23 protein-coding genes are annotated in these 25,702 nt (G+C 63.2%); 7 read left to right on the forward strand and 16 right to left on the reverse strand.

From position 1 onward, the window contains the following. Positions 1-3: 3 nt before the first annotated feature. From U4Y88_RS32340 to U4Y88_RS32375, 8 genes are all read right to left on the reverse strand, one after another. Entirely contained in the window at positions 4-1,464 is a 1,461-nt protein-coding gene (locus U4Y88_RS32340) for an FAD-binding oxidoreductase (RefSeq protein WP_321788894.1), read from the reverse strand. A 7-nt stretch (positions 1,465-1,471) separates the two neighbouring features. After that, complete coding sequence (locus tag U4Y88_RS32345) at positions 1,472-2,530, reverse strand: ABC transporter ATP-binding protein (RefSeq protein WP_415774527.1); 1,059 nt, start codon at positions 2,528-2,530, stop codon at positions 1,472-1,474. A gap of 134 nt (positions 2,531-2,664) precedes the next feature. After that, the gene (locus U4Y88_RS32350; RefSeq protein WP_321788898.1) at positions 2,665-3,513 is read right to left on the reverse strand and encodes an ABC transporter permease; all 849 of its coding nucleotides are present in this window, start codon (positions 3,511-3,513) and stop codon (positions 2,665-2,667) included. Further along, positions 3,510-4,343 (reverse strand): ABC transporter permease, encoded by an 834-nt coding sequence (locus tag U4Y88_RS32355; protein WP_224012172.1) that lies wholly within the window; start codon positions 4,341-4,343, stop codon positions 3,510-3,512. The genes U4Y88_RS32350 and U4Y88_RS32355 overlap by 4 nt, the downstream gene beginning before the upstream one ends. A 78-nt stretch (positions 4,344-4,421) precedes the next feature. Then, on the reverse strand, positions 4,422-5,492 hold the full coding sequence (locus U4Y88_RS32360) for an ABC transporter substrate-binding protein (RefSeq protein ID WP_321788900.1): 1,071 nt from the start codon (positions 5,490-5,492) through the stop codon (positions 4,422-4,424). Between the two features lie 37 nt (positions 5,493-5,529). Then, positions 5,530-6,453 carry a 4-hydroxy-tetrahydrodipicolinate synthase gene (dapA, locus tag U4Y88_RS32365; protein ID WP_224012174.1) on the reverse strand — a complete coding sequence of 308 codons (924 nt, stop codon included), beginning with the start codon at positions 6,451-6,453 and terminating at the stop codon, positions 5,530-5,532. A gap of 725 nt (positions 6,454-7,178) precedes the next feature. Further along, entirely contained in the window at positions 7,179-7,985 is an 807-nt protein-coding gene (locus tag U4Y88_RS32370; protein WP_321788902.1) for a hypothetical protein, read from the reverse strand. 13 nt (positions 7,986-7,998) lie between these two features. Continuing rightward, positions 7,999-10,158: a TonB-dependent siderophore receptor gene (locus U4Y88_RS32375; protein ID WP_321788903.1), complete on the reverse strand. Its 2,160-nt coding sequence runs from the start codon at positions 10,156-10,158 to the stop codon at positions 7,999-8,001. Between the two features lie 598 nt (positions 10,159-10,756). Between U4Y88_RS32375 and U4Y88_RS32380 the strand changes: the two genes are divergently transcribed. Together U4Y88_RS32380 and U4Y88_RS32385 are read left to right on the forward strand one after the other, a co-directional pair. Continuing rightward, a complete protein-coding gene (locus U4Y88_RS32380) occupies positions 10,757-11,440 on the forward strand; it encodes a response regulator transcription factor (protein WP_321788905.1) in 684 nt (227 codons plus the stop codon). 31 nt (positions 11,441-11,471) lie between these two features. Further along, positions 11,472-12,791, forward strand: a complete 1,320-nt coding sequence (locus U4Y88_RS32385; protein ID WP_321788907.1) for a sensor histidine kinase — start codon at positions 11,472-11,474, stop codon at positions 12,789-12,791. 20 nt (positions 12,792-12,811) lie between these two features. On the opposite strand, the gene U4Y88_RS32390 is transcribed toward U4Y88_RS32385, so the two are convergent. Beyond that, positions 12,812-13,546: an SGNH/GDSL hydrolase family protein gene (locus U4Y88_RS32390; protein ID WP_321788909.1), complete on the reverse strand. Its 735-nt coding sequence runs from the start codon at positions 13,544-13,546 to the stop codon at positions 12,812-12,814. A 45-nt stretch (positions 13,547-13,591) separates the two neighbouring features. Beyond that, the gene (locus U4Y88_RS32395; RefSeq protein WP_415774528.1) at positions 13,592-14,260 is read right to left on the reverse strand and encodes a GntR family transcriptional regulator; all 669 of its coding nucleotides are present in this window, start codon (positions 14,258-14,260) and stop codon (positions 13,592-13,594) included. Between the two features lie 234 nt (positions 14,261-14,494). On the opposite strand from U4Y88_RS32395, the gene U4Y88_RS32400 reads away from it, so the two are divergent. The 4 genes from U4Y88_RS32400 (at position 14,495) to U4Y88_RS32415 (ending at position 19,549) form a co-directional block, all read left to right on the forward strand. After that, positions 14,495-15,910: an MFS transporter gene (locus U4Y88_RS32400; protein WP_321788913.1), complete on the forward strand. Its 1,416-nt coding sequence runs from the start codon at positions 14,495-14,497 to the stop codon at positions 15,908-15,910. Then, positions 15,907-17,262, forward strand: coding sequence for an MmgE/PrpD family protein (locus U4Y88_RS32405; protein WP_321788915.1), 1,356 nt, complete (start codon positions 15,907-15,909; stop codon positions 17,260-17,262). The genes U4Y88_RS32400 and U4Y88_RS32405 overlap by 4 nt, the downstream gene beginning before the upstream one ends. Next, positions 17,255-17,992 (forward strand): MmgE/PrpD family protein, encoded by a 738-nt coding sequence (locus tag U4Y88_RS32410; RefSeq protein ID WP_321788917.1) that lies wholly within the window; start codon positions 17,255-17,257, stop codon positions 17,990-17,992. Before U4Y88_RS32405 ends, U4Y88_RS32410 begins: the two co-directional genes overlap by 8 nt. Positions 17,993-18,073: 81 nt before the next feature. Beyond that, on the forward strand, positions 18,074-19,549 hold the full coding sequence (locus U4Y88_RS32415; protein WP_321788919.1) for an MmgE/PrpD family protein: 1,476 nt from the start codon (positions 18,074-18,076) through the stop codon (positions 19,547-19,549). A gap of 72 nt (positions 19,550-19,621) precedes the next feature. Here the strand turns inward: U4Y88_RS32415 and U4Y88_RS32420 are convergent, their stop codons facing one another. The 4 genes from U4Y88_RS32420 to U4Y88_RS32435 form a co-directional block, all read right to left on the reverse strand. Continuing rightward, the gene (locus U4Y88_RS32420) at positions 19,622-20,413 is read right to left on the reverse strand and encodes an SDR family oxidoreductase (protein WP_321788921.1); all 792 of its coding nucleotides are present in this window, start codon (positions 20,411-20,413) and stop codon (positions 19,622-19,624) included. A gap of 52 nt (positions 20,414-20,465) precedes the next feature. Further along, positions 20,466-21,206, reverse strand: coding sequence for a 3-oxoacyl-ACP reductase FabG (gene fabG, locus U4Y88_RS32425; protein WP_321788922.1), 741 nt, complete (start codon positions 21,204-21,206; stop codon positions 20,466-20,468). Between the two features lie 41 nt (positions 21,207-21,247). Then, the gene (locus U4Y88_RS32430) at positions 21,248-22,594 is read right to left on the reverse strand and encodes an MFS transporter (RefSeq protein ID WP_224012187.1); all 1,347 of its coding nucleotides are present in this window, start codon (positions 22,592-22,594) and stop codon (positions 21,248-21,250) included. Between the two features lie 84 nt (positions 22,595-22,678). Beyond that, the gene (locus U4Y88_RS32435) at positions 22,679-23,632 is read right to left on the reverse strand and encodes a 3-keto-5-aminohexanoate cleavage protein (protein WP_321788924.1); all 954 of its coding nucleotides are present in this window, start codon (positions 23,630-23,632) and stop codon (positions 22,679-22,681) included. Between the two features lie 119 nt (positions 23,633-23,751). Here U4Y88_RS32435 and U4Y88_RS32440 point away from each other — a divergent pair, with 119 nt between their 5' ends. Next, on the forward strand, positions 23,752-24,789 hold the full coding sequence (locus tag U4Y88_RS32440) for an AraC family transcriptional regulator (RefSeq protein WP_224012189.1): 1,038 nt from the start codon (positions 23,752-23,754) through the stop codon (positions 24,787-24,789). Between the two features lie 184 nt (positions 24,790-24,973). Here U4Y88_RS32440 and U4Y88_RS32445 read toward each other — a convergent pair whose 3' ends face one another. Both U4Y88_RS32445 and U4Y88_RS32450 read right to left on the reverse strand, forming a co-directional pair. Beyond that, on the reverse strand, positions 24,974-25,405 hold the full coding sequence (locus tag U4Y88_RS32445; RefSeq protein ID WP_321788926.1) for a hypothetical protein: 432 nt from the start codon (positions 25,403-25,405) through the stop codon (positions 24,974-24,976). Next, positions 25,332-25,702 (reverse strand): hypothetical protein (locus U4Y88_RS32450; protein ID WP_321788928.1); only part of this gene is annotated, 371 nt, incomplete at its 5' end. The genes U4Y88_RS32450 and U4Y88_RS32445, both read right to left, overlap by 74 nt.

Genomic DNA, 25,702 nt, shown 5'->3' on the forward strand with positions numbered 1-25,702 from the left:
CGATCAGTGCGCAGCGGAAGCCGAAGCCGCCGGCGCGCGCGCCGGCAGCACGCGCCCCGGATTCATCGTGTCGTTCGGATCGAGCAGTTGCTTCATCTGCTGCATCAGCGCGATCTCGTTCGCGTCCTTGTAGAGCGACATTTCGGGCACATGCAGCGAGCCGATGCCGTGCTCCGCGCTGAACGTGCCGCCCATGCCCGCCGCGATGTCGTAAAGCCGATGGCTCAGCGCGAGCTGCGTGCCGGCCTTGTCCTCCACGCTCGCCCAGTATTCGTGCGAAAACATGGCGATGTAGTGGAGATTGCCGTCGCCCATATGGCCGACCACGACCTGCGTGGCCGCCGGATAATGCTCGGCGAGCGTCTGGTTGGCGGCGTCCATGAAGTCGGGAATGCGGTACGTGGGCACGGCGATGTCGTGCGTGAGGCCCATGCCCTCGCGGCCGTTCGCCTCGGTCACGTGATGGCGGATGTGCCAGAGGTCCGCGCGCTGCTGCGCGCTTGCGGCCACCACCGCGTCGACGATCACGCCCGCCTCGAACGACGGCGCGAGCGCGTCCGTCAAGCGCGTGGCGATGGCCTCGTCGTCGCCCGACGATGCCGCGAGTTCGACGAGCACCATCCACTCCGGCGTGGTGGCGAACGGATTGCGCCCCTTCGCGGCGTGACGCAGCGAGATCTCGAATTCGCTGCGCGAGATCAGTTCGAGCCCGACCAGTTCGCCCGGAAAAGCCGCCTGCAACTTCAACCCTTCCTGCACGGCGGCCTGCACGGTGTCCACGCCGATCATGGCGGTGGCCGTCGCGCGCGGACGCGGATACAGCTTCAGCGACGCCTGCGTGACCACACCGAGCGTGCCCTCCGAGCCGACGAACAGATTCTTCAGGTCGTAGCCGCTGTTGTTCTTGCGCAGCGTGCGGATGCCGTTCCACACGCGCCCGTCGGCGAGCACGACTTCCAGGCCGAGCACGAGATCGCGCGTATTGCCGAAGCGCAGCACGTTGGTGCCGCCCGCATTCGTCGCGATATTGCCGCCGATCTGGCACGAGCCTTCCGCGCCGAGCGTGAGCGGAAAGATGCGGTCCACGTCGAGCGCGGCCTGCTGGAGATCGGCGAGAATGCAGCCCGCCTCGACGGTCATCGAATTGTTATCGGCGTTCACCTCGACGATGCGGTTCATCTTCGCGAGATTCAGCAGGATGCTGTTGCCCGACGCGTCCGGCACCGAGCCGCCGCACACGCTCGTGTTGCCGCCTTGCGGAAACACCTTCACGCCATGCGCGTTGCACCATGCGAGCACCTTCGATACCTGCGCGGTGTCGCGCGGCAGCACCACGCAGGCCGCGCGGCCCGTATGGCGCTTGCGCCAGTCGATCAGATGCGGCGCCATGTCGGGAGCGCTGTCCAGGACGCCGGTTGCGCCCACCAGTTCGTGCATCGCCTCGACAATCAGGGTGGAATTCATGATTCGATCAGTTCCTCAAAACGACGGCGTCGCGCGCCGACCAGCGCACGGCCTGCTGCTGTCCCACATTCGCGCGCTCCGACGCACGCGCCGAAATGCCCTTCACGAGCAGCGTCGCGCCGTCGGCGAGCGTCAATTCGAAGCGCGTCATGCCGCCCACGAACGACACCTGCGAGATCGTGCCCGTGCAGGTGTTGTCGTCGTCCGCATTCATCGCTTCGACAACGTCGATCTTCTCCGGCCGCACGAGCACCTTCACTTTCGCGCCCAGCGCATGACCTTCCGTGCTGCGCACCTTGAGCACGCGGTTCGCCGACACGCGCACGACACCGTCGGCCTGCACCACGCCTTCGATCAGGTTCGACTCGCCGACGAAGTCCGCGACGAACTCGTTCACAGGCTCGAAGTACAGTTCGTCGGGCGTGCCGAGCTGGGCGATGCGGCCGCCGTTCATCAGACACACGCGATCCGAAAGATTCAGCGCCTCTTCCTGATCGTGCGTCACGTAGACGAGCGTCGTGCCGAGATCGCGATGCAGCCGCTTGATCTCACCTTGCAACTGGTCGCGCAGCTTCTTGTCGAGTGCGCCGAGCGGCTCGTCCATCAGGATCACCGAAGGCGAATAGACGATGCAGCGCGCGATGCCCACGCGCTGCTGCTGACCGCCCGACATCTCGCGCGGCTTGCGATGCTCATAGCCCGTGAGGCCGACGCGCTCCAGCGCGTTACGCACGCGCTGCTGAATTTCCGACTTCGCGACGCCGCGAATGCGCAGCGGAAACGCCACGTTGTCGAACACATTCAGATGCGGCAGCAACGCGTAGTTCTGGAACACCATGCCGAGACCGCGCTCGCGCGGCGGCACGGTCGACACGTCCTTGCCGTCGAGCACGATGGTGCCTTCGCTCGGCGCGACGGCACCCGCGATGATGTTGAGGATCGTGCTCTTGCCCGATCCGCTCGGTCCGAGCAGGCTCAGGAATTCGCCCTTGCGGATCGAAAAATCGGTACTGTGCAGCGCCACCGCGCTGCCGTATTGCTTGCTCACGCCGCGAAAGACGATCATGTCGTCGGCGCTGCGCTGCGCGGCGGCGGCGCTGCCTGCTGCGTCGCGGCTCGCGTGCTTGCCTGACTGCGCGGCAGTGGCCTGCGGACGGCCGTCGTTATCCAGTAGAACGTGTGACATGTTTTTCTCCAACCTCAATGCGACGACTCGGGCGCAGCCGGCTGAAGCCAAACCGACACGCAACAGAAAATCAGCGAAAGCAGCGTAAGCAACGCGGACACCGCCGCGATGACGGGCGAAATATCCCATTGAATGCTGCTGTACATCCGCACCGGCAACGTGGTCGTTGACGGGCTCGTGAGAAACCAGGCGATGACGACTTCGTCGAACGACACCAGAAACGCGAACAAGGCACCGGCGAGAATCGACGGACGAAGCTGCGGCAACACGACTTTCACGAACACGGTGCTGCGCTTCGCGCCCATGATCGTGGTCGCGAATTCGAGCGCCGGATCGAGCTTCTTCACACCGGCCATCACCGTCATCATCATGAACGGCGTGACGTAGGCGACGTGGCTCACGACGAGGCCGAGCGTCGAGCCCACCAGATGCAGCCGCGAAAAATACAGATAGAGACCGAGCGACATCACGATCACCGGCACCAGAATCGGGCTCATGAGCAGCAGCATCACGAGGCGCTTGCCGGGAAATTCATGGCGCACGAGCCCATACGCGGCGGGCACGCCCAGCACGACCGCCACCACCATCGTGAGCGTCGCGACCTTCACGCTCTGCAAGATCGGGGCGACCCAGCTGGTCGAGGTGAAGAGATGCACGTAAAGCGACATCGACCACACGCGCGGCGGGAACGTCAGTTCGCCGTCGCCGCCGAACGAAATCGGAATGACGATCAGCGACGGCACTAGAATGAAGGCGTACACCAGAATCGCGACGACGTTGCGCAAGCGCGCATAGCGGCGCGCCAGGCCATCGACGACGACACCGCGCCGGACTGCCGGCAAACTCGATACAGACGTGCTCATGCCATCACCTTTTTCGAATCGCGCTTCTGGAAGCGTTCCGCGCCGAGCGCCGCGAGCGTGACGATGCCGAGCAGAATCACGCCGATGGCCGAGGCCATGTTCCAGTCCATCGTTTCGCGTGTGTAGAAGTCGACGAGGTTGGACATCATCGCGTCCTTGCGGCCGCCCAGCAGCGCCGGAATCACGAAGAAGCCCATCGACATCACCGTGGTGCTCAGCGCCGCCGCCGCCACGCCGGGCATGGACAACGGCAGCGTGATGCGAAAGAAGATGCGCGGCGGCTTCGCGCCCATGATCTCCGAGGCGCGGTACAGCGACGGGTCGATGGCGAGCAGGCTCGCGAGCACCGGGAACACAATGAACGGAATCAGATAGTTCGTCATGCCGACCATTACACCGAACCGGTTGAACAGCATCGGCAATTGCACCTGCGTGCTGAACACAAACGACAGCAGTTGATTGACGAGCCCGTCGCGGCCGAGCAGCACCGTGAACGCGTAACTCTTCACCAGAATGCTGGTCCAGAACGGCACCAGCACGAGCACCATATACAGCGCGCGCTTCTTCGGCGTCTGCTTCGCGAGATGCATGGCGATGGGATAACCGAGCAGCAGACTGCACACCGAGGCGCAAATGCTGATCTGGAACGTCGACCACAACGTGCGCAGGAAGAGTGCGCTGCCGAACAGGCGCTCGTAGGCCGAAAGCGACAGGCCGTCATTCACCCAGACACTCGTGTAGACCACGTACATCAGCGGTACGAACACCACGAGAAATAAAAATACCGTTGCTGGGCCGACGTACAGCAAGCCCTCTTTTCTGCCTTTCATCACTCCTCCCCACTACTGACATGCGCAACCGCGAACCACACGGCCGCCGCTTGCGCGACGGCCATCTTCAACACTCCATTACGACAGCACCCACTCCTTGAAGCGCAGCGTGAGTTCGTCGTAGTGCTCCGCCCACCAGACGTCGTTGCTGATGAGGTTCATCTTGTTGCCCGGGTCCGAGAGCCACTTGCGCACGTCGGGCTTGACGAGCGGCAGCGCCTTCTTGCTGGCCGGCGTGTTGCCGAGATAGTCCATGAGCGCGGCCTGGCGATCGGGGCGCATGGCGAACTGCACGAACTTCATCGCGTTCGCCTTGTTCGGCGCATTCTTCAGAACAACCAGATATTCGAGGCCCGTGAGCGTCTGCTTGAACGAGAAGTTGATCGGCTTGCCCGCTTCCTGCGCGGCCTTCACGCGCGTCGAATACGTGTAGCTGAAATCGACCTGGCCCGTTTCGACGAGCGAGACGGTCTGCGGCGTCTGGTCGACCCACTTGCCGATAAACGGCTTGATGCGGTCGAGCGCGCGGAACGCACGCGGCACGTCGAGAGGATAGATCTTTTCCGGCGGCACACCGTCGGCGAGCAAGGCGATTTCGAGCGTCTCGCTCGCGCGATTGCGCAGCGTGCGCTGGCCGGGAAATTTCTTCACATCGAAATAATCGGCGAAGGTTTCCGGGTGCTTGCCGGCCAGATACTTGCTGTTGTCCCAGCAGATGCCGCCAGTGAAACCGTAAAACGGCACGGCGAACTTCGTCATCGGCGCGATCAGGTCGCTCTGGTCGAACAGCGCGGGATCGAGCGGTTCCCAATAGCCGTTCTTCGCACCCGTCATCGCCATCGGGCCGACCGCGTCGAACACGTCCCATTGCACATTGTTCGTCATCACCTGCGCCTTGACGCGGGCGAGATCGGGCGTGTCGACCAGCGTCACGTGAACGCCGAACTCCTTCTCGAACGGCTTCGCCAGCGCCTCTTCCACGCCCTGGTGATAGTTGCCGCCCCAGCTCACGACCGTGAGATTGCTCGCCGCCGCCGCCTTGCGCGAGGTGACGATCATCGGCGCGGCAACGGCGCCCGACAGGAGCGTGGCGCCGGCCGCCTGAAGAAAGCGGCGGCGCGGAAGGATGATGTTGTTATCGGATGACATGGGATCCTCTGGTGGGTAGCGATGGTCTCTGTGCGGCTCAAACGCCTGCGGCGGCGGGGGAATACGCGTCCTCGCGCGCGACGAGCGGCGCCATGACGTCGGCCAGACGCTGACGCAGCGCCGCCGAAGCCGGCTTGAGCGGCGGCAGCACGTCGCCGAACGGCAAGCCCTGAAGCGAGAGCGCGGCCTTGATCGGCGCGGGATTCGGCTCGGCGAAAACGGCGTCGATCAGCGGACGCAGCGTCGCGTGCAGCGCGACGGCCTGATCGAGCTGGCCGCTCGACGCGAGCGCCAGCACGCGCGCCCACTGCTTCGGCACGAGGTTCGAGCTGGAGATGATGCCGCCCACCGCGCCCATCGCGACGTGCAGCGGCAGAACGTCTTCCTCGCCGCTCAGGATCGCGATCTTCGAGGCGCAGAGTTCGGCGGCGCGCATCTGCGTGGCGAGATCCGGGTTGCAGGCCTTGATGCCCACCACGCGCGTGAGCGCCGCGAGCTTCGCGACCGTTTCGTAATGGAGCGACACGCCCGTGCGATACGGGATCTCGTAGAGGATGATGTCGGCGTCGACTTCGTCGGCGAAACGCTGGTAGTAGTCGACGATGCCTTCCTGGGTCGGGCGGAAGTAGTACGGCGTGACGACCATCAGCGCTTTGGCGCCGGCCGCGACGAAGGCCTTGGCGTTGTCGATGGCGTCGCCGAGTCCCGGCGAGAGAATGCCCGGCACGACCGGCAGCGCGCCCGCTGCGGCTTCGAGAGAGGTCTCGACGACGCGCACGCGCTCCGCGAACGACAGCGCCGTGTACTCGCCCGTGCCGCCGAGCGGCACGACGCCGTCCGCGCCGGCTTCGGCGAGCCGTTTGATCAGCGCGGCGAGCGGCGCGCCGACGAAGCGGCCGTTCTCGTCGAGAGGGGTGGGAACTGCCGTCAAAATGCCTGCATAGGGATGCAACGTGCTCATCGATCCGCTCTTTGATAGTGATCCGGCCTGGGTCGCCGAAAGATGTAAATGACGCTCTGTGGTTTGAACGATAAGGAGGCAAAAAAGCCCGGCACGCACCATCAGTGCCAGTTACCCTCTTTATAAGGCTGCGTTATTCAATCGGGACGCGCGCGGCCCGATACGCTTCGGATCGCCGGCATAACGCGAGCCAAGCGTCGAAACGCGCGGCAAAAACAAGGGTTTTCACTACTTCCCGCCCTTTTTTCTGCTGGCTAGCCCGCCATCTACGAATTGTCACCTTACAAAAAGACGAATGCGAACGTTTGTCGCTCGATCGGGTATCGCGCGGCGAAGCCATCATGATGGGGAGACGAGCCCATGCAAGGCCGCCGCGAGGATTCACGGCTTCGCTTGACGTCCTGAAGTGCTCAGTGAATCTCGCGCAGATATTCCGGGGACTGGATGTGAATGATTTCGGCCTGCTGGCTCAGCAAAGCGTCATTCGGGAACCGACAAGAACTCAGCGGGAGAGTCCGTTGCGGTAAAGGCGGAGGCGAGCTAGAACAAGCTCGCGGAATGGACGACAGGTCCAGGCAGGACCTGACGGACGGCAACCGTCTTGATGCCGACTGATGCACGCGATCGACGATCGACGATCGCTGCTCGGTGCCGACGAACACGTCAGCGGCACCGGGCAGCGCATCGAAACGTTTTAATTCTGCAAGCGAAACGTCGATGCCAGATTAGCGAGCGCCGCCAGTGGGTTCACTGACCGCCCAGTTCACTGCTGCATCGAATATCGCGCTGCCGTCAGCGCTCAGATTCTCGAACGAACGATTGCCCAGAAACAGCGCGACGCGACGTGCCGGCGCGATGAAATCGTAGTCCATCGTCGCGCCCTTCTCGTAGGCGAACACGACCGCATGCGTTGGTTCGCCCGCGACAGTCGCGATGATCGTCGCTCCCGGACCCGGTTTGCCCCAACCCATTTCGTCGTCTCGCGGATAGACCCAACGCTTTCCGGCAGGCACGCCGCCCGCCAGCGGACTCGGTGCATTCACAACGTTCACGTAGTGTTCTTTCGCGATCTCGCCGAAGTCCTCGCCCTTTTTCTGACCGGTGAAGCGCAACGAATCGAACAGATCCGATTCCCACGTCAAAAGCGGCACCGGCACATCGCGAAACGGCGTCCCGACCATATCGCGCGCACTCACCACCGACGAGATGATGACGAGGTCTTCACCCTTCGCCGCCGAAACCGGCGCATCTTCGTCGACCAGTTTGACGAACATCCCGCGTTGTTCCAGATGCGCGACGACCTTGTCGTCCTCTTCGCGATCGCGATGTTTGAGCCGGGTGACGTACAGCACATGCTTGTTGCTCGTGACGGCGTCGCTGCTCGCGTCCTGCACGCGTGGCGTAGCCGCGCGAGCCGTGCTCACCCCGCCCAATGCGATGGATGCGGCCAACAAGGATGCCATGCACAGCAGTGCGCGACGCGGCACGCGCGACGGCGCGAGGACCGAACGCAATGACAGATTCACATTCATGGTGGTTTTCCTATCAGAAATCGATTGTCGAGGTCAGCGAAATGGTCCGTTCGAGCCCAATGCCCAATTGGCTCGATCCCGCCGATGCCCAGTAGTGTTTATTGAACGCATTCTCGACATTCAGCTGGAACGTGGCGTTGCGTCCAAACAGACTCGTCTCGTAGCGAGCGCCAGCCGAAAACAGCGTATAGCCGGGGATATAGGCCTGATTCGCATCGTTGATCGGCCGCTGACCCACGAAATACGCGCCGCCGTTAATCGAAAAACCATAAAGATGCGGGACGCGATAATTCAGAAATACGCTGCCGGTATAACGCGGCGTATTTTCCGGGCGCTTGCCGAGCGTCGTGGCATCCGTGCTGTCGACGAGCGTCGCATCGAGCCACATGCCGGTCGTGACGATCGAGAGATCGCGCGTGATGTCGCCCTGAAACGAAAACTCGATGCCGCGATAGCGACCGACGCCATTCAGCGCGTAGACGCCGTCTGCATCCGTGCTCGCCGAGGGCTGACGAATCTGGAACGCGGCGATCGACGCCAGCGCACCGTTGTTGAAGCGATGCCTCAGGCCGACTTCCACTTGCTTGCTCACCGCCGCAGGCAGCACCTGATACGCGTTGGTCGCCGTCGCCGGTGCGCTGCCAGCCGACTCCAGACCTTCGATATAGCTCGTATAGACGCTCGTTTGCGGCGTGATCTTGTACACGATGCTCGCCGACGGCGACGTGTGATTCACATCCTGCGTCACGGTTTTCGCTTGCGTCGCGTGATACGACGAATAGCGCACGCCCGCTGTGAAATCGAGGTTCTTCGTCAGGCCGATGCGATCGAAGAGGTAGACGCCCTGGTTACTGATATGTTGCGCGTAGAAGGCCTTCGACGAACCGCGCGTCAAACTCGTGATACTGACCGGGTCATACAGGTTTTGCGTGGCCGTGTAATAGTAAGTCGTGAAATCAGGCTGGAATAGCCAGTTCTCGTTAACGCCGAACGTGACGTCGTGCGTGAAAGGCCCGGTGTCGAAAAGGCCGTTGATTTCCGCGCGCACGTTCTTGTTCTCGTAGAACTGACCGTTCTGCTGGCTGCCCTGCAATTGGCCCGTCCCGGTATCGACGTTGTACTTCTGGAAAATCCAGAGCCAGCGATTGCGTTGCGTGATCGACTGACCAATCGAAACGTTGGCGCTCCAGTTGTCGTTGATTAGATAATCGGCGCGCAGAATCTGTGCGATCGCAGTCGACGTGGTGGGCTTGTCGTTCGGCACCAGCAATTTCGACGCGTCGGGCAGCGAGGGCAGCGTGATAACGCCGTTGACGGCGGTGAGCGGCGTAATGCCGGCCTGCTCGACCACGCGCTGATCGATGTGCTCAAGGTCGTACTTGAGCGTCAACCGATTCGTCGGCTTCCAGTCGAGCGCGACGCTCTCGAACATGCGATAACCGCGGTCGCCGTCGATTGGCGTCTCGACGTGCTCCGCCATTGCGTTGACGCGAATGCCGAACTGCTTGTCCACACCAAAGCGCCGCGCAATATCGACGTGCGCGCCGACCGAACCATGCGAATCGACCAGCGTCGATACCGACGTCACCGGCGTATCGCCCGCGCGCTTCATCACCATGTTGACGATCCCGGCCGGCACCGCGAAGCCGTAGTACAACGCCGAGGCCCCTTTCAGCACTTCGACGCGCTCCTTATCCTCCATCGGCATCCAGATGTTGTTGTCGATGGGCAGCACGCCGTCGATGTAATAGCTTTGGCGGTTGTCCAGTGCAATGCCACGAATTGAAAGCTGGTCATACGAAATGCCGCTCAGTTGCTGGCGTGTGACGCCCGCGACATTGCGCAGCGCGTCGTACAGACCCGTTGCGGCCTGTGCTTTCAGCACCTCGCTCGTGACGACGCTCACGGTGGCGGGAACGTCGAGCGCGTCGAGTCCGCGATATTGGCCCGTCTGAACCGTTTTCGGCGCGTACGTGCTGGCTGCTGGCTCCTTCGCCGTCTTGATCACAACCGGCGCCAATGTCGCGCCCTCTTCCGGCTCGCTCGCGGCAGCGGGCGACGACGCGGCCACGCCCGGCGTCGCGACAGGTTCGTCCGCGAAAGCGCGGCCATCAACGAAACCACCGTAAGCGACCACGGTCAGCGCAACGGCGATGGATCGGCGTCGTTTCAAGGCGGAGCGTTGCCGGACCGAGGCGGCACGACGAATTTGGCGAGAAGATCGATTCATGACGGAGAGAAGAGAAAGTAACGCGCAAAGCTGCGCCATCGAATGCCGGGCATTCGAACTGGGCGACACATCGAGAAAATGGATTCGGCCAGGACTGGAGACACGTCCGCCCAGGCAGGCGCGAAGGCGAATATCGGCCGGGCGTGTAACCGATTAACCGGAAGCGTGCATGACGGAAAGCACCGCGCGGAGAGCGGCCCGCTTATCGGCTAACTCGCGAATATTCCGGTCGATCTCCACTGCGGAGATGCGGCCTGACACAGTAGGAATACTAATCATCATGTCTGGCGACATAGGTACGCATGCGCGACGACATAACCGGGCGTGGTACCCCGTGTTCTGGTCGCGCGCCTCTGCACGAACTGTCATGGAGGCGTGCTCGCTGCTAAAATGAGAATGGTTCGTATTTATACTTTAAAAATTCAGATTTGGCAATTCCTTCGAAAAATCAATGACATGAACTGCGTTTAATGAACTTTATTTAATGTTTGGGGGGGGGGCTTTTCGGGCCTTCCTGCAGGATTTTTGAAGAGCGATCGCTATGCCAACAGTACTCGTCGTCGAAGACGATGCAAAAACACTTCGCGAAATCAAGGTCGCGCTGGAGGACCACGGCTATATGGTCGAAACCGCCGCCACGGGCGCGGAGGGCATCGCGCAGGCGACTTCGCGCCCGCTCGATGCGATCATTCTCGACCGCATGCTGCCCGGCGGTATGGAAGGCCTCGACGTGCTGAGCGCGCTTCGCGAGGCGGCGACGACGACGCCCGTGTTGATCCTCAGCGCACTGTCGACGGTCGACGAGCGCGTGAAGGGATTGCGCGCGGGCGGCGACGACTATCTCGTGAAGCCATTTGAATACATCGAATTGACTGCGCGGCTCGATTCCCTGGTTCGCCGCTCGCAGACCTCCGCGCACGAGACGGCGTATCGCATCGGCGAGCTGAACGTCGATCTGGTCAACCGTACCGTGGTCTATGCAGGCAAAGAGGTCGAACTGTTGCCGCGCGAGTACCGGATTCTGGAATATATGATCCGTCGCGAAGGACAAGTGGTCAGCCGCACGATGCTGTTTGAAGCGGTCTGGAATTACCGCGTCGGCGAGCGCACCAATGTAATCGACGTGCATATCAGTCGCCTGAGAAGAAAGCTCGACCCGACGGGATCGGCGCCCATCATTCATACCGTTCGTGGGTCCGGCTATGTGCTTCGTTCGCCTGATTGATCTTCGACGGACCACGAGCTTTCGGCTTTCGGTGTTATTCCTCGGCATTTTCGGCGGCATTTCGGTGCCGCTGTTTGCCTACCTGTATTTTTCGATCTCCGGTTTCGAAACGCAGCGTGTGGATGACTGGTTAGGTCGCGAATACGTCGCCATGCAGCGCAGTTCACCGCAACGGCTGTCCGCGCTCTTTGACGTGCTTCGTCAAAGCGATCCCGACCAGCAACGGCCAAACGGCCTGTTCGGAAACGACGGCCGCTATATTGCCGGCTCTCTGACAACATTGCCGCGCGATATTCCTTATGTGGGAAAGCCATTCGCCATCCGCTTGCACGACGGGCCGATCAATCAGACTGCGCGCTGTATTGCAGCAAAACTGCCGGGCGATCAAATCGCCCTGCGATGCCAAAACACGCTCGAACTCGACAGCTTTAACATCGGCCTCGTCAAGGTGCTGCTCATTGGCGCGCTTTTCGCGCTCGCGATTGGCTTGATCGGAGCCGCCGCGATCGGACTGGGTTCGCTTCGGCGTCTGGATGCGGTCACGGCGACAATCAGGCAAATCGTGGGAGGCGATCTCTCGCAACGTCTGCCGACGCATCGGCGGCACGACGATCTGGAGAGTCTGGTTCGCGTGGTCAACGGCATGCTCGACGAAATCGAGCGCTTGATGAATGAGGTAAAAGGCGTTTGCGATGCCATTGCACACGATCTGCGTACGCCGCTGACGTCGATGATCGCCGGACTCGAACGCGTGCAGCGGCGTGGCCAGACGATCGACGATTATCGTCAGGCGCTCGACGATACGCTCGTCGAAGCGACCGGCATGCGTCACACGTTCAACGCCCTGCTTCGAATTTCGGAAATCGAAAGCGGTGTGCGCCGCCAGTCGTTCGTGCCGGTCGATCTCGCCGGCATCGTAAAGGATGTGTACGAATACTACGAAGCATCGGCCGAAGAAAGAGCACTGATTTACCGATGCGAAATTGAAGGCGGTGGTGAATTCGCTTTGGAAGGAGATCCGAACCTGTTGTTTGAAGCGCTGGCGAATCTGATTGAGAATGCGATTAAATTTTCGCCGATCGGTGGGACGGTTACGGTCAGTCTCGTCCGTCTTCAAGGTCGCGTTCATTTGTCCGTTCATGACAATGGTCCAGGCATTCCTGAAGCCGAGCATCAAGCGGTGTTGCGACGCTTTTATCGGGGTGAGGCTAGCCGCCATACTCCCGGAAACGGTCTTGGTCTGAGTCTCGCGAACGCAGTCGCCGCGATGCACGGCATGAGCCTCGCGTTCGATCGCGTCGAAGCAGGCTGCCGCGTTATGCTGGTTCAAGCAGACGGCATCGTCGATTAACCGTGACGGCAACGCATCCGTCACAAATCGGTTACCCGCCTGCCACGCTCCCACGCGGCGATTCTTTCGGCGAGGTGGCGCGCCCATTCGCGGTACGCCGATCGCCCTGGGTGAAACCCATCGTCCGCCAGAGCCTCGCGCCCTGACGGTAGCGTTGGGCGCACCAGTTCGCAGCCAGGCCATTGATCCACGACACTTGCCAGACTTGCATTGAAGCGATGGGCGCGCGCGCCGAGGATCGCGCGCAGCGGTTGCGCAAGCGCGGTAAATCGCTCCATCGGCGGGACGCCGTTCACGATCACGTGCTGCGCAAGGAAGCGTTGTTGCAGGAGCGCCAGCAAGTCCCGTTGCTGTGCGAGCCACTTGCCGGTGCGGACCGCGCTGGTGACGTCATTGACGCCGAGCGAGAGCACGACCAGGTCGAATGCCTGCCCGGGTTCATGTTCGAGCCGCCTCAACACATCGCGCGTCGTATAGCCTGTTTGTGCGATCACCTTCCAGTGCAATTCGAATTGCGGCGCTAACGCGGCCACAAGCTGCCCCGCTAACGCATTGTGCTGATGCTCCACGCCGACACCCGCGGCTGCCGAATCCCCCACGATCAGGAGTTTCAGCACAGAACCCTGCCCCGCTCGACCTTCGCGCGGGCCGGGCGGTTCTGGCAATTTCGGTGTCACCCTCCGCGTGTAAACGCCCTGTATCGCGAGCAAGGGCGCCAGCATGATCAAGAGCGTGCGTTCGATCCAGACGTTCATCCCGACTTCCTCGCTGCCAACGTGGGTGCCGCTTCGCCAGATCGCTCAAGCCACCCAGATATTTTCGATCGACTTCAACGCGCCCATCACGATCGAACGATTGAGCGCGGCGGCGAGCGTGCCGTCGCGCTCCGCATACGCTTCGCACAGCCGCTGATGATCGGTGCACGAACGCTGCATGCGGCCCGGCAATGACGTGCTCAGATGGCGCATCCGGTTCGTGCGCATACGCATGGAGTCGAGCACTTCCTTGAAGATCGCGTTGCGGCTCACGCGCAGTTCCTCGTCGCGAAACGCGACATTGGCCCAGAAATACGCATCGACGTCGCCTTTCGCCGCGGCCTCGGCCAGCACGCCGTGCGCGCGCCAGAGCGACGCGATGTCGTCGTCGGTCGCGTGCTCGACGATCGCGAGCGACACCTGCGCATAAAGCATCGCACGCAGATGATAGATCTCGCGCACGTCCTTGAGGCTCATCGCCGCCACGCGCGGACGCCGTCTCGGCGACCAGTCGACCATGCGTTCGCGATGCAGCACGAACAGCGCCTCGCGCACCGGCGTGCGGCTCACGCCGAAGCGCCGGGCGAGTTCGACCGAATTCAGATCGTCGCCTGGCTGCAGGCGGCCTTCGATGATGCCGCGCGCCACCCAGTCCACGATTTCCGCGACGCGCGGGCTGTCGCTGCCCGCCTCCGGCATGTCGTCGGTATCCATCAGCACGGCGTCGCTTTCCGTCATGTGCGCTTCCTTTCCTGTCTCCACGAGGCGCCTTGCGCGCCAGCCCGCCGATTCTACCAACTACCCGTCGGCCCCGATTCCGGGATCAGCCACACCCTCTAGTGTATACACTTATCAGATTTTTTCTTGAATTTCGATTCGTAAACGACATACACTGAAGCAAGTGTCGACACTCAGAAAAAAGACGCACCATCACTATCGGAGACATTCATGTATCTGGAGAAAGAGGTCGCCTTGGCCGGCGGGGTCGACGCGTGCGTATCCGCGCGGCTCGACCGGCTGCCGCCGACCCGCTACTTTCGCGGTCTCGTCGCGCGCATCGCCATCGGCGGCTGGTTCGAGTTCTACGAGATGTTCATGGCCGCCTATATCTCGCTCGGCCTGATTCATAGCGGCCTCTACCGCGCCACCACGGCGAGCATGTTCGACGTGAACGGCTTCGCGAGCTTCCTCGGCTCGTTCTTCGCGGGCATGTTCGTGGGCACCGTCGCGCTGGGCGGATTCACGGACCGGCTCGGCCGCCGCGCCGTCTTCACCGTGGCGATGCTGGTCTATTCGGTGGCGACGCTCGCCGCCGCGTTCCAGACTTCGCCGGTCGCGATGGACGCCTGGCGTTTCGTCGCCGGTATCGGCATCGGCGTGCAACTGATTACTGTCGACACTTATATTTCCGAGCTGACGCCCAATCACACGCGCGGCCGTTATTCGGCCTTCAGCATTCTCGTGATTCTCACGTCCGTGCCGACCGTCGCCGTGCTTTCGTATCTGCTCGTGCCGTACACGGCGCTGGGTCTCGAAGGCTGGCGCTGGGTGATGATCATCGGCGCGGGCGGCGCGGTGCTGATCTGGTTCGTGCGGCGCGGCCTGCCCGAGTCGCCGCGCTGGCTCGAAAGCCAGGGACGGCTCGCCGAAGCGCGCGCGATCGTCGACGATATCGAGCGGCGCGTGGTCGCGGAAACGGGCCAGCGTCTCAGTGCGCCCGCGCCGGATGCGCCGCGCGCCGAAGCGACCGACACCACGGCTTCGTGGCGCGATATGTGGCGCGGCCGCTATCTGCCGCGCACGATCATGCTGTCGTGCTTCAACTTCTTCCAGACGTTCGGCGTGTACGGTTTCGGCGCATGGGTGCCGGTGCTGCTGTTCACGAAGGGCATCACGCTCACGCATTCGCTGCTCTACACGATGATGATCGCGTTCACGACGCCGCTCGGCGCCATCGGCGCGATGCTGTTCGCCGAGCGCGTGCAGCGCAAATGGCAGCTGGTGGGCTGTGCGATTGTCGTGGCGGTGGCGGGCGTGCTGTTCGGCATGGCGCGCGAGCCGCTGCCGATCCTGCTGTGCGGCGCAGCCGTGACGATCGCCAACAACTGGCTGATCGGCATCTTCCACACCTATCAGGCCGAGCTGTACCCGACGCGCTTTCGCGCACGCGCCGTCGGTTTCGTCTTTAGCTGGAGCCGGCTCAGTTCGATTTTTGTCGGCTTCTGGGTGGCGGCGCTGCTCAAGCATTCGGGCGTGCCCGCCGTGTTCGTGCTGATTTCGTCAGCGATGTTGGTCATCGTCGTGATGGTGGGCGCGCTCGGTCCGCGCACCAACGGCGTCCGTCTGGAGGAGTTGTCCCAATGAGTGTGATCGCCGCCGCCTTTGCGCACGGTCTCCATGCCCTTGCGCAGCGCCCGCTGCCCGCGAACGTCGCGCGCGAAGCGCAACGTTCTCTCATCAACGTGATCGGCACCTCGATTGGCGCGTCGCGCCATCCGGGCGTGGACGCGATACTCGCCGCCGCGCGCGATCTCGGCGTCGCGCCGCGCGCGCCGGTGCCGGGCCGCACGGAACGCGTGGACGTGCATTTTTCCGCGCTCGCCACGGGTTTCGCCGGGCATCTCGACGATTTCGACGATACCCATCTCGCGACGGTGATTCATCCGGCCGCGTCGGTTCTCGCAGTCATCACCGCGCTCGCGCCGGAAACCCAACCGACGGGACGCGCCGCGCTCAGCGCGTTCGCGCTCGGCTGCGAAGCGCAGTTGCGCGTGGGCGTGTCGATCTCGCCCGAACATTACGACCGCGGCTGGCACATCACCGGCACCTGCGGCGTGATCGGCTGCGCGGTGACGGCGGCTCTGCTGCTCGGCCTGAACGACACGCAACTGACGCAAGCCGTCGCGATTGCGGCGTCGATGTTCGTCGGCCAGCGCGAGGCCTTCGGCACGATGACCAAGCCGTATCACCCGGGCAAGGCCGCCGCCAACGGCATCGCCGCCGCGCGCCTCGCGCTCGCGGGTCAGCAGGCGGCTGACGATATCTTCGAAGCGCCGGGCGGTTATGCGCATTCGATGTCGACGCGCGTCGATTTCGAGCAGATGAACGGCGCGTTCGGCGAGCGCTGGGAACTGCTGTTCAACACGTATAAACCGTATCCATGCGGGATCGTCGCGCATCCGGCCATCGATGCGGGGCTCGCGCTTGCGCCACGCATCGACAACGCTGAGGATATCGAAACAATCGTGCTGCGCTGCCATCCGCTCGTGCCGGAACTGATGGGCAATCCACAGCCGAAGGACGGCTTGCAGGCGCGCTTCTCCGCGATCCACGGCGTGGCCGCCGCGCTGTGCGACAAGCGCGTGGGCCTCGCGCAGTATGAGGACGCGCGCGTGGTGCAGGACGACGTGCGGCGCGTGCGTGCGCTGACGACGCTCGCACCCGATGCCTCGGTGAATCGCGACGAGGTTTTCATTCGCGCAACGCTCAAGCGCGGCGAGGTGCTCGAACATCACGTCGAGCACGCGCGCGGCAGTCTCGCCCGCCCGCTCACCGACAAAGAACTGATGGAGAAAGTGCGCCTGCTGATCGATCCGCTGCTGGGCGATGGCGTTGCTGCTAGGCTGGCCACGGTCGTCGAAACGATCGACGCCGCGCCGTCGCTCGATACGTTGTTCGCGCTCTGCGCGCCGCAAGAGGAACTGAACCATGCATGAAGCCGTACACCATTCCGCCGTCTCCGATGCGCTGGCCGCGCTGGCCTGCGGTTCGCTCGACGCCTCCGCTAACGCTGCGATTGAAGCCGCGAATACACGGCTCGCGCAAGCCCGCTCGCATCTGCGCGATGAAAGCGCCGTCGCTGCGCAACTGTCCGCGCTGTTGCAATCGCAAGGCAGCGCAGCCACCGATCTTCGCGTACGTGCGTGGACGCTCGGCGCAACGCTTGCTCATATCGAAGCGTCCACGTTCGACGCGCCGGTGCTCGCCGTGGCGATCGCGATTGGCGAAGCGACAGGCGCAAGCGAAGCGGCTATCGCCGAAGCCAGCGCAATCGGCATCGAAGCGGCCACGCGTGTGCTCGCCGCCGTGGACAGCAGCGAATTCCGCGCGCGCTGGAACGTGGCGTCGTCGCTCGGGATACTGGGCGCGGTGCTCGCCGCCGCGCGGCTCTATGGACTCGACGCGACGCGCGCGCGTTATGCGCTGGGTGTGGCCGCCACGCAAGCCGCCGGACTCGCGCACAACGGCACGCACGCCATGCGCGCGATCGAGACCGGCAAGGCGGCCGCCGACGCCATCGAAGCCGCGCTGATCGCGAAGCACGGCTTTACGAGCGCGCCCGCTTCCATCGACGGTCGGCGCGGCCTTGCCGCGTTGATGGCCTATCGCTTCGACGCGGCGAGTATCGTCGACGGTATCGGCTCACGCTGGATGTCCGTGCAATAGCACGATCGCACGCTCAATGCCGATGCACGCCGATGCACGCCGACGCGCGCGCATCGGCGAAAACAACAACAGGAGACAAGCATGGCGCGATTTCCGCTCGAACGGCGGCGCTTTCTACAAACAGCGGCGGCGCTCGCCGCCACGTCGCTGCCGGGCTGGCGCAACGCGTTCGCCGCCGACGATACCCTCGCCTCCGGCGACGCCACCACCGGCGTCACTGCGCAACTCGCGCGCTACATCGTGGCGTCGCGCGGCCAGGCGCTGCCCGAGGCCGTCGCCACCGCGTGCAAGAACCACATCCTCGACACTTTCGGCGCGATGGTCTCCGGCTCGCGCATGCGTCCCGGCGAACTCGCTACGCGCTACGTCCGCAGCCTCGGCGGCACGCCGCAAGCGTCGGTGATCGCCTCGGATCTGCGCACGACCTGCGTGAACGCCGCGCTCGCCAACGCGATGTGCGCGCACTCCGACGAAACCGACGACTTCGAGCCCGTCACCAAGGCGCATCCGGGCAGCTCGGTCGTGCCCGCCGCGCTCGCCATCGGCGAACACGCGGGCTGTAGCGGCGAAGCCTTCATTCGCGCGGTCGTGCTGGGCTACGACATGGCGTGCCGCCTGCTGATGGCGCTTGGCCCCGACCGCGTGCGGGCCTCGCATCGCAGCGCCGAAGGCACGGCCTCGACATTCGGCGCGGTCGGCGCGGCCGCCGCGCTCGCGTCACTCGACGAACGCGAAACGCGCTTTGCCATTTCGTATGCCGCGCAGCAGGAATCGGGCTTGTGGAGCTGGGTGAAAGACAAGGACCACATCGAAAAGGCCTTCGACTTCGCGGGCATGGGCGCGCGCAACGGCGTGCAGGCGGTGACGATGGTGCAATCGGGCATGACGGGTGTCGCCGACGTGCTCGACGGCACGCACAACCTGTTCATCGCGCTCTCGACGCAGCCGAATCCGCAGGCGATGCTCGACGGTCTCGGCCAGCGCTTCTTCGTCACCGAAACCGCGATTAAAACGTACTCGGTCGGTTATCCGATTCAGTCGCCGCTCGATGCCTTTCTCACGCTCCGCAAGCAGAACGGTCTCACGCCGGAAAACGTCAGCAAGATCGACGTGCATGTGCCGAGCGATGCAGTCGGTATCGTCGGCGACAGTTCGATGCCCGACGTGAATTGCGCGCATATGGTGGCGGTCGCGCTCGTCAGAGGCGCGGTGTCGTTCGCGGACAGCCACAACGCGGCGCTGATGCGCGATCCGCAAATGATCGCGCTACGCAGCAAGATCAGCGTCGTCGCCGATAAAACGCTGGATGATCCGGCCGCGCCGCGCGGTGCGCGCGTGGATGTGACGCTCACGGACGGCCGCACGCTTTCGCACACGACGCGCTTTCCGCCGGGCACGAAAGAAAATCCATTGAGCGTGGAAGGCGTGAACGACAAGGCGCGCGACCTGATGGCGCCCGTGCTCGGCAAGGACAAGACGCAGCGGTTGATCGCGCAGATCAATCATCTGGAAGACGTACGCGATATTCGCGCCTTGCGCGGGTTGTTCACCGTTTGATCGCGTCACATGCGGTCGCCTTGCGTCGGGCGCGTGCGTCATCCAGGCGGAAGCGGCCGCACAAATTTCGTCTCACAGATACTCGACGTTTCCATCCACGCTGATCGCCTGCCCCGTAATGTTGCGGCCTGCCGGCGAGGTGAGAAACAACGCGGTCGCCGCGATATCGTCGACGCTCACCATGCGCCGTAGCGAGATCTTCTTCAGATACTCTTCGCGCATTGCTTCGAAGGGAATGCCCAGCGCGTCGGCGCGCGCGGCAATCACGCGGTTCATCCGCTCGCCCTCCACCACGCCGGGCAAAATCGCGTTCACCCGAATATCGCTCGGTCCGAGTTCGACCGCGAGCGACTTCACGAGCCCCACAATCGCCCATTTCGTCGATGCGTAAGGTGTCCGAAACGCATACCCGAGCCGCCCCGCCACCGACGAAAGCGCGACGATGCTCGCGCAATCCGACGACGCCTTGAGCACCGGCACCGCGCGCCGCAGAAAATAAAACTGGCTGTCGAGATTGGTCGATACCGTGCGCTCCCATTGTTCGGAGTCCAGATCTTCGATACCGCCAGTCGGCCCCGCAATGCCCGCGTTATTGACGAGTACATCGATGCCGCCCATCGCGCTCGCCGCGGCGTCCACCACGCGATCGACCTGCTCGCGCTTCGAGACATCGGCCACGTGCGCGCGCAACGCGGGATGGCGCGATTGCGCCGCTTCGACGGCAACCGGGTCCACGTCACAGATCGTGACCTGCGCCTGCGCTTCGAGAAACGCATCGGCAATCGCCGCGCCAATGCCCGTCGCCGCGCCCGTGACGAGCACCCGCAAACCGGGCCTCGGTTTCAGAAGATCCAGCGTACCCATTCATGACCTCGTTCAGTGTTCTCTTGTGAATCGATCCGGACCGCGGCCCGGTTCAAAGCGTCATCCCGCCCGACACTTCCAGCACCGCGCCGTTGATATAGCTGGCTTCGTCGCTCGCGAGAAACGCGTAGACGTTGGCGATTTCCTCGGGCTGCGCGAGGCGGCCGAGCGGCACCTGGCTGCGCATCTTGTCGAGCACCGTATCGGGCACCGTCGACAGAATCGGCGTATCGACAAAGCCCGGCGCCACCGCGTTCACGCGCACGCCCTTCGGCCCGAGTTCGCGGCTCCATGTTTTCGTAAAACCGATCACGCCGAACTTCGAGGCCGCGTAATTCGTCTGCCCGTAGTTGCCGTAAATGCCCACCACCGAACTCGCATTGAGCACGACGCCCGCGCCCTGCTCGACCATGATGTCGGCGACGATCTGCGTAGCGTTGAACACGGCGCGCAGATTCACATCGATCACGTCGTCGAATTGCTGGAGCGTCATCTTCTGCAGACGCGCGTCGCGCGTGATGCCCGCGTTGTTCACGAGTACGTCGATCCGGCCATGACGCGCGATCACGTCCGCGACCATCGCCACCATGGCGTCCCGGTTCGCGACGTCGAGCACATAACCCTGCGCCTGCGCTCCCGCCTCCCGGCACGCGCTTTCCACGTGCGCCACGGCGTCCGCGTTCAGATCGCAGATCGCGACGACCGCGCCTTCGCGCGCGAACTTGAGCGCCGTTGCCGCGCCGATTCCCTGCCCCGCTCCGGTGACGATCGCCACCTTGCCCTTCAATCTCATTCTGGTTCCCTTGTTTGAATCAGGATTGCGTGTGTCCGATTTCAATGTTGCGCGCCGCTGACCGGCACCGCCAGTGACGGCCTGCCGCTCTCCTGGCGTATCACGCGGGCGAGCAGCGGCACGAGCGCGAGTCCGCCGATCGACGCCACGAGTATCACCGTGAAGCCTGCGTCGCTACGGCCCGAGACCGCTTCCGCGAGACCGAACAGATACGGTCCCGCGAATCCGCCCAGCAGGCCCAGCGTATTGATGAAGGCGAGCGCCGCCGCAGCCTGGATGCCTTGCACGCGCTTCATCGCGATCGACCAGTATGAAGGCAGCACGCCGCCGCCGAAGAACGCCGTGACGACGAGGCACGCGATGCGCGCCGCCGGACTGTGCGCGCTCATATAAGCGGCCGCGCCCACGACCGCGCCGGTCGTGAGCCAGGCGAGGAAGCCGCAATCGTTCGACACGCGCCGATGAATGCGCGGCAGCACGAGCACGCCCAGCAGGAAGCCGACGCCCACGCTCGCGGACAGCACCCCGACCATGAACGGCGACGTCACGTTCATCTGGTGAATCATGGCGGGCGCGAAGAAGTAGAGCCCGACGAACGCCACCTGATTCAGAAAATAGATCAGGCCGATCAGCACCGTGCTCGGCCGCTTGAGCGCGGCGACCCAGTCGGCCGACGTGAGATCGGCGTGTCCGTGCGTGTCGATGACCGCGCGCGTTTCCAGCACGCTGGCCTCGTCGTGCGAAAGCCAGCGCGCGTCGCGCGGACGGTCGGGCAACTTGAAGTACAGCAGCACGCCGACGACGATGCTCGGCAAGCCTTCGATCATGAACATCCACTGCCAGCCATGCAGGCCACCAAGCCCGGAAAGCTGCATCAGCGCGCCGCCCAGCGGACTGCCGATGACGAGCGCGAGCGCCGGCGCCGTGTAGATCCAGCCCACGGCAACCGGCCGGTCCTGCGTCGCGAACCACAGCGTCACCATGTACATGAGGGCCGGAAAGAGCCCGGCTTCGGCGATCCCGAGCAGCACGCGCAGCACGTAGAACGACCACGGACCCTGCACGAACATCATGAGCGTCGAGAGCACGCCCCAGCTCACGGCGATGCGCGCGATCCAGCGACGCGGCCCGAAGCGGTGCGCGGCGAGATTGCTCGGCACTTCGAGCAGCGCATAGCCGATGAAGAAAATGCCCGCGCCCAGGCCGTAAGCGGCCGCGTGAATGCCCACGTCGATCGCGAGCTGCGTTTTCGCGAGCGCAACGTTCGTGCGATCGAGAAACGACATGAAGTAGATCGCGCACATCAAGGGAATGAGCCGCGCCATTGCCTTGCGCGTGGCCAGCCGATGCAAGGCATCGGCGCTTTCAATACCGGAAGCGCTCGTCATAACCGTGTCTCCTGATTAACTGGCTTTTCTTGTTGTGACTGACTGCTATTGCCAACTGCCTTGACCGAGGTCCGCGCCTGCGTCTCAGGCTAACGCGGCCTCGAAGGACACCTTGTCGGCGCCCTTCAAACCCAGCATCGCTCTCGCTTCGGCCGGCGTCGCGATCTCGAACGACAGTTCTTCCAGAATCCGCCGGATCTTCGCGACCTGCTGCGCGTTCGATTCGGCTTTGACGCCTTTCGACAGATACACGCTGTCTTCGAGCCCGACGCGCACGTTGCCGCCCATGATGGCCGCCATCGTCACGAGTGGCATCTGATGTCGGCCTGCGCCTAGTACGGAGAACTGATAGTTTTCGCGGCCGAACAGGCGGTCCGCTGTCGTGCGCATGACGCTCATGTTCTCCGGGTCCGGGCCCATGCCGCCCAGAATCCCGAACACCGACTGAATGAAGAAAGGCGGCTTCACGAGCCCTTCGTCGACGAAATGCGCAAGGTTGTACAGATGCCCGAGGTCGTAGCACTCGAACTCGAAACGCGTGCCGTGCTCGCCGAGTTCGAGCATGATCTTTTTGATGTCGCGGAAGGTGTTACGGAAAATCATGTCCTCCATGCCTTCCACGAAGTCCTTTTCCCAGCCGTAGCGCCACGACGTAATCTTCTGCGCGAGCGGATGAATCGAGAAGTTCATCGAGCCCATATTCAGCGAGCACATTTCCGGCTTCAGCAAGCGCGGATACGCGAGCCGCTCCTCGAGCGTCATGCGCGTGCTGCCGCCCGTCGTGATGTTGATGACGGCGTCGGTGGCGTGGGCGATCTCGGGGACAAATTCGGCGAAGACTTCCGGGTCCGGCGTCGGGCGTCCGTCTTCGGCATGGCGCGCGTGCAGATGGATGATCGCCGCGCCCGCGCGCGCTGCGTCGATGGCCTGCTCGCGGATCGATGCGGGCGTGAGCGGAAGATGCTCGGACATCGACGGTACGTGCGTTGCGCCCGTCACAGCACATGAAATGATGACCTTTCGGCTCGCTTCGATCATTGCGTCTCCTGGTTCGATTCAGCTTGTCTTGTGATAGCGATGGTAGTCAGGTAGGATCGCGCCGATAAGGTCATTTTCGGACATCCCGCTGTCCCTCGGGGACAAATTGAGGCTTTGACATGGCATCGACGCGGCCACCGCTCAACGAACGCATCTACGCGCCGTACAAAATCGCCGCGCTGGTGGAGGTCTTGTCGGAACAGGGCATTGCGCCCGCGGACAGCCTCAAGGGCACGGGCGTCGAGATCGGCGAGATTTACGACGCGTCGGTCATGACGTCGATCGGCCAGTACGCGACGGTGTGCCGGAATGCGGTGTCGCTGTCGTGCGACCCGGCCACGCCGTTCAAGGTCGGCAGGCGGCTGCATCTCGCCGCCTATGGCATGTACGGCTACGCGCTGATGTCCTGCCTGTCGCTGCGCGACTATTTCAAGCTGGGCGTGAAATACCACCGCCTCGCGACGCCCACGGTCACGATCGACTGGACCGAGTACCCGGACCGGATGGTCTGGACCTTCCCCGACGCCTTTGTATCGAGTCCTTCGCGTGAGCTGGGCGCGTTCATCATCGAGCAGCAGTACATGCAGCACGTCACGCATCTGCAGGACGTGGCGGGCCACGACTGTCCGCCCGTGCGGGCGAGTTTCTCGTATCCGGCGCCGCCGCACGCCGATCTCTACGGCGAGTATCTGGGCTGTCCGTGTTTCTTCGGCGAACCGCAATGCGAACTGGTCTACGACAGCGCGATTCTCGACCAGAAGCCGCAACTCGCGCACAAGCTCACGGCTACGTTGCTACAGGAAACCTGCGACCGGTTGATCGGGCAGGCGAAGACTTCCTCAGGCGTGGCCGGCGAGGTCTATCAGATCCTGATGAGCAAGCCCGGCGTGTTTCCGGGCATGGACGAGGTCGCGAATGCCATGCATCTGACGACGCGCACGCTGCGTCGGCGCCTGCTCGCCGAAGAGACCTCATTTCTCGCCATCCTCGATGACGTGCGCCGTTCGCTGTCGCTCGAATATCTGAAAACCACGCCGCTCAGCACGGACGATATTGCAATGCTGCTTGGGTTCAGCGATACCGCCAACTTTCGGCGAGCGCTGAAACGATGGACAGGAAAAGGGCCCGGCGAACTGCGGGGGAACGGAGAGGCGTGAGGTGGGGGTGGCTGTGGTCGTAACTGTGACCGTGACCGTGGCCGTGGCCGCGGTCGCCGGAAGGAACGATAAGGAAACGTAAGGCGCGCACGCCTGCGGGACCGTGCGGGGAATGGCTGCGCCTGTCTTGCGACAGGCGGCTTGGCGGGCTGGCCGTTGCCTACTGGAACGGCCACCGTGACGCTCAGGGACGCGGCGCGTCCTTCTTTGGCGCGCCGTCGAAGCGCGGTGCCTTGTTGCTGCGCTCGATGTCTTCTTCGAGGCTTGCGTGCAGCGTCGCGATCGCCGCAGCGGGGTCGGTCGGCTTCAGTTGCTCACGTGCGAGCGCGTCGTACGTGAAGCGACGCACAACGGGATCGTGCGACTTGTTCAACACCTCGTGATAGACCTGCACGATGTCGTCGGCGTGACCCGACAGGCTGTAGAGCCGGCGCAATTGCTCGAGATCGTTGATGACGTCGAAGCCCGGGCCGGGAAACGGCGGGCGCAGGCCAGGCTCGCCTGCGAACGCCGGTGCGCCATGCGGGGGCGGCGCCAGCGGCTCATCGGCGCGTGCTTGCAGCGATACGGTTGCGGCAACCGCAATCAACGCCATAGCAAACAGTTCTTTCTTCATCGTGTGGTTTCCTCTTGTTCGAAACAGCTAATTGGTTAGCGCGTTCGAACGATAAACCCTTCACGGTGTCGTAAAGCGTGCTGAAAAATCCCGTAAGGTTACTCAGTGTTTCGATGGTAAGGATTGGGCGGCGTGCAGACCTTCGGGCGCAATTGCCGTTCGCGCGGGAATTTATCGCGCAGAAGTGAGCGATGCGGTGAGGTGTCAGCGTGTAAAGCAAAAAGCCGCCTTGGTGGGCGGCTTTTTTGTTTGTGCTTTCTGTGTTCACGCGCTCTTTGAGCGCACGTTTTACACACG

This window comes from Paraburkholderia sp. J94 (genome assembly GCF_905220285.1).
GTDB lineage: Bacteria > Pseudomonadota > Gammaproteobacteria > Burkholderiales > Burkholderiaceae > Paraburkholderia > Paraburkholderia tropica_A.

Excerpts from the sequence above, each read along its gene's own strand:
- U4Y88_RS32370 (WP_321788902.1), bottom strand. The coding sequence starts at position 7,985 with ATGAATGTGAATCTGTCATTGCGTTCGGTCCTCGCGCCGTCGCGCGTG.
- U4Y88_RS32340 (WP_321788894.1), bottom strand. The coding sequence starts at position 1,464 with ATGAATTCCACCCTGATTGTCGAGGCGATGCACGAACTGGTGGGCGCA.
- U4Y88_RS32440 (WP_224012189.1), top strand. The coding sequence starts at position 23,752 with ATGGCATCGACGCGGCCACCGCTCAACGAACGCATCTACGCGCCGTAC.
- U4Y88_RS32395 (WP_415774528.1), bottom strand. The coding sequence starts at position 14,260 with ATGGATACCGACGACATGCCGGAGGCGGGCAGCGACAGCCCGCGCGTC.
- U4Y88_RS32410 (WP_321788917.1), top strand. The coding sequence starts at position 17,255 with ATGCATGAAGCCGTACACCATTCCGCCGTCTCCGATGCGCTGGCCGCG.
- U4Y88_RS32345 (WP_415774527.1), bottom strand. The coding sequence starts at position 2,530 with ATGATCGTCTTTCGCGGCGTGAGCAAGCAATACGGCAGCGCGGTGGCG.
- U4Y88_RS32355 (WP_224012172.1), bottom strand. The coding sequence starts at position 4,343 with ATGAAAGGCAGAAAAGAGGGCTTGCTGTACGTCGGCCCAGCAACGGTA.
- U4Y88_RS32420 (WP_321788921.1), bottom strand. The coding sequence starts at position 20,413 with ATGGGTACGCTGGATCTTCTGAAACCGAGGCCCGGTTTGCGGGTGCTC.
- U4Y88_RS32405 (WP_321788915.1), top strand. The coding sequence starts at position 15,907 with ATGAGTGTGATCGCCGCCGCCTTTGCGCACGGTCTCCATGCCCTTGCG.
- U4Y88_RS32430 (WP_224012187.1), bottom strand. The coding sequence starts at position 22,594 with ATGACGAGCGCTTCCGGTATTGAAAGCGCCGATGCCTTGCATCGGCTG.
- U4Y88_RS32390 (WP_321788909.1), bottom strand. The coding sequence starts at position 13,546 with ATGAACGTCTGGATCGAACGCACGCTCTTGATCATGCTGGCGCCCTTG.
- fabG (WP_321788922.1), bottom strand. The coding sequence starts at position 21,206 with ATGAGATTGAAGGGCAAGGTGGCGATCGTCACCGGAGCGGGGCAGGGA.
- U4Y88_RS32415 (WP_321788919.1), top strand. The coding sequence starts at position 18,074 with ATGGCGCGATTTCCGCTCGAACGGCGGCGCTTTCTACAAACAGCGGCG.
- U4Y88_RS32435 (WP_321788924.1), bottom strand. The coding sequence starts at position 23,632 with ATGATCGAAGCGAGCCGAAAGGTCATCATTTCATGTGCTGTGACGGGC.
- U4Y88_RS32400 (WP_321788913.1), top strand. The coding sequence starts at position 14,495 with ATGTATCTGGAGAAAGAGGTCGCCTTGGCCGGCGGGGTCGACGCGTGC.
- U4Y88_RS32380 (WP_321788905.1), top strand. The coding sequence starts at position 10,757 with ATGCCAACAGTACTCGTCGTCGAAGACGATGCAAAAACACTTCGCGAA.
- U4Y88_RS32360 (WP_321788900.1), bottom strand. The coding sequence starts at position 5,492 with ATGTCATCCGATAACAACATCATCCTTCCGCGCCGCCGCTTTCTTCAG.
- dapA (WP_224012174.1), bottom strand. The coding sequence starts at position 6,453 with ATGAGCACGTTGCATCCCTATGCAGGCATTTTGACGGCAGTTCCCACC.
- U4Y88_RS32445 (WP_321788926.1), bottom strand. The coding sequence starts at position 25,405 with ATGAAGAAAGAACTGTTTGCTATGGCGTTGATTGCGGTTGCCGCAACC.
- U4Y88_RS32350 (WP_321788898.1), bottom strand. The coding sequence starts at position 3,513 with ATGAGCACGTCTGTATCGAGTTTGCCGGCAGTCCGGCGCGGTGTCGTC.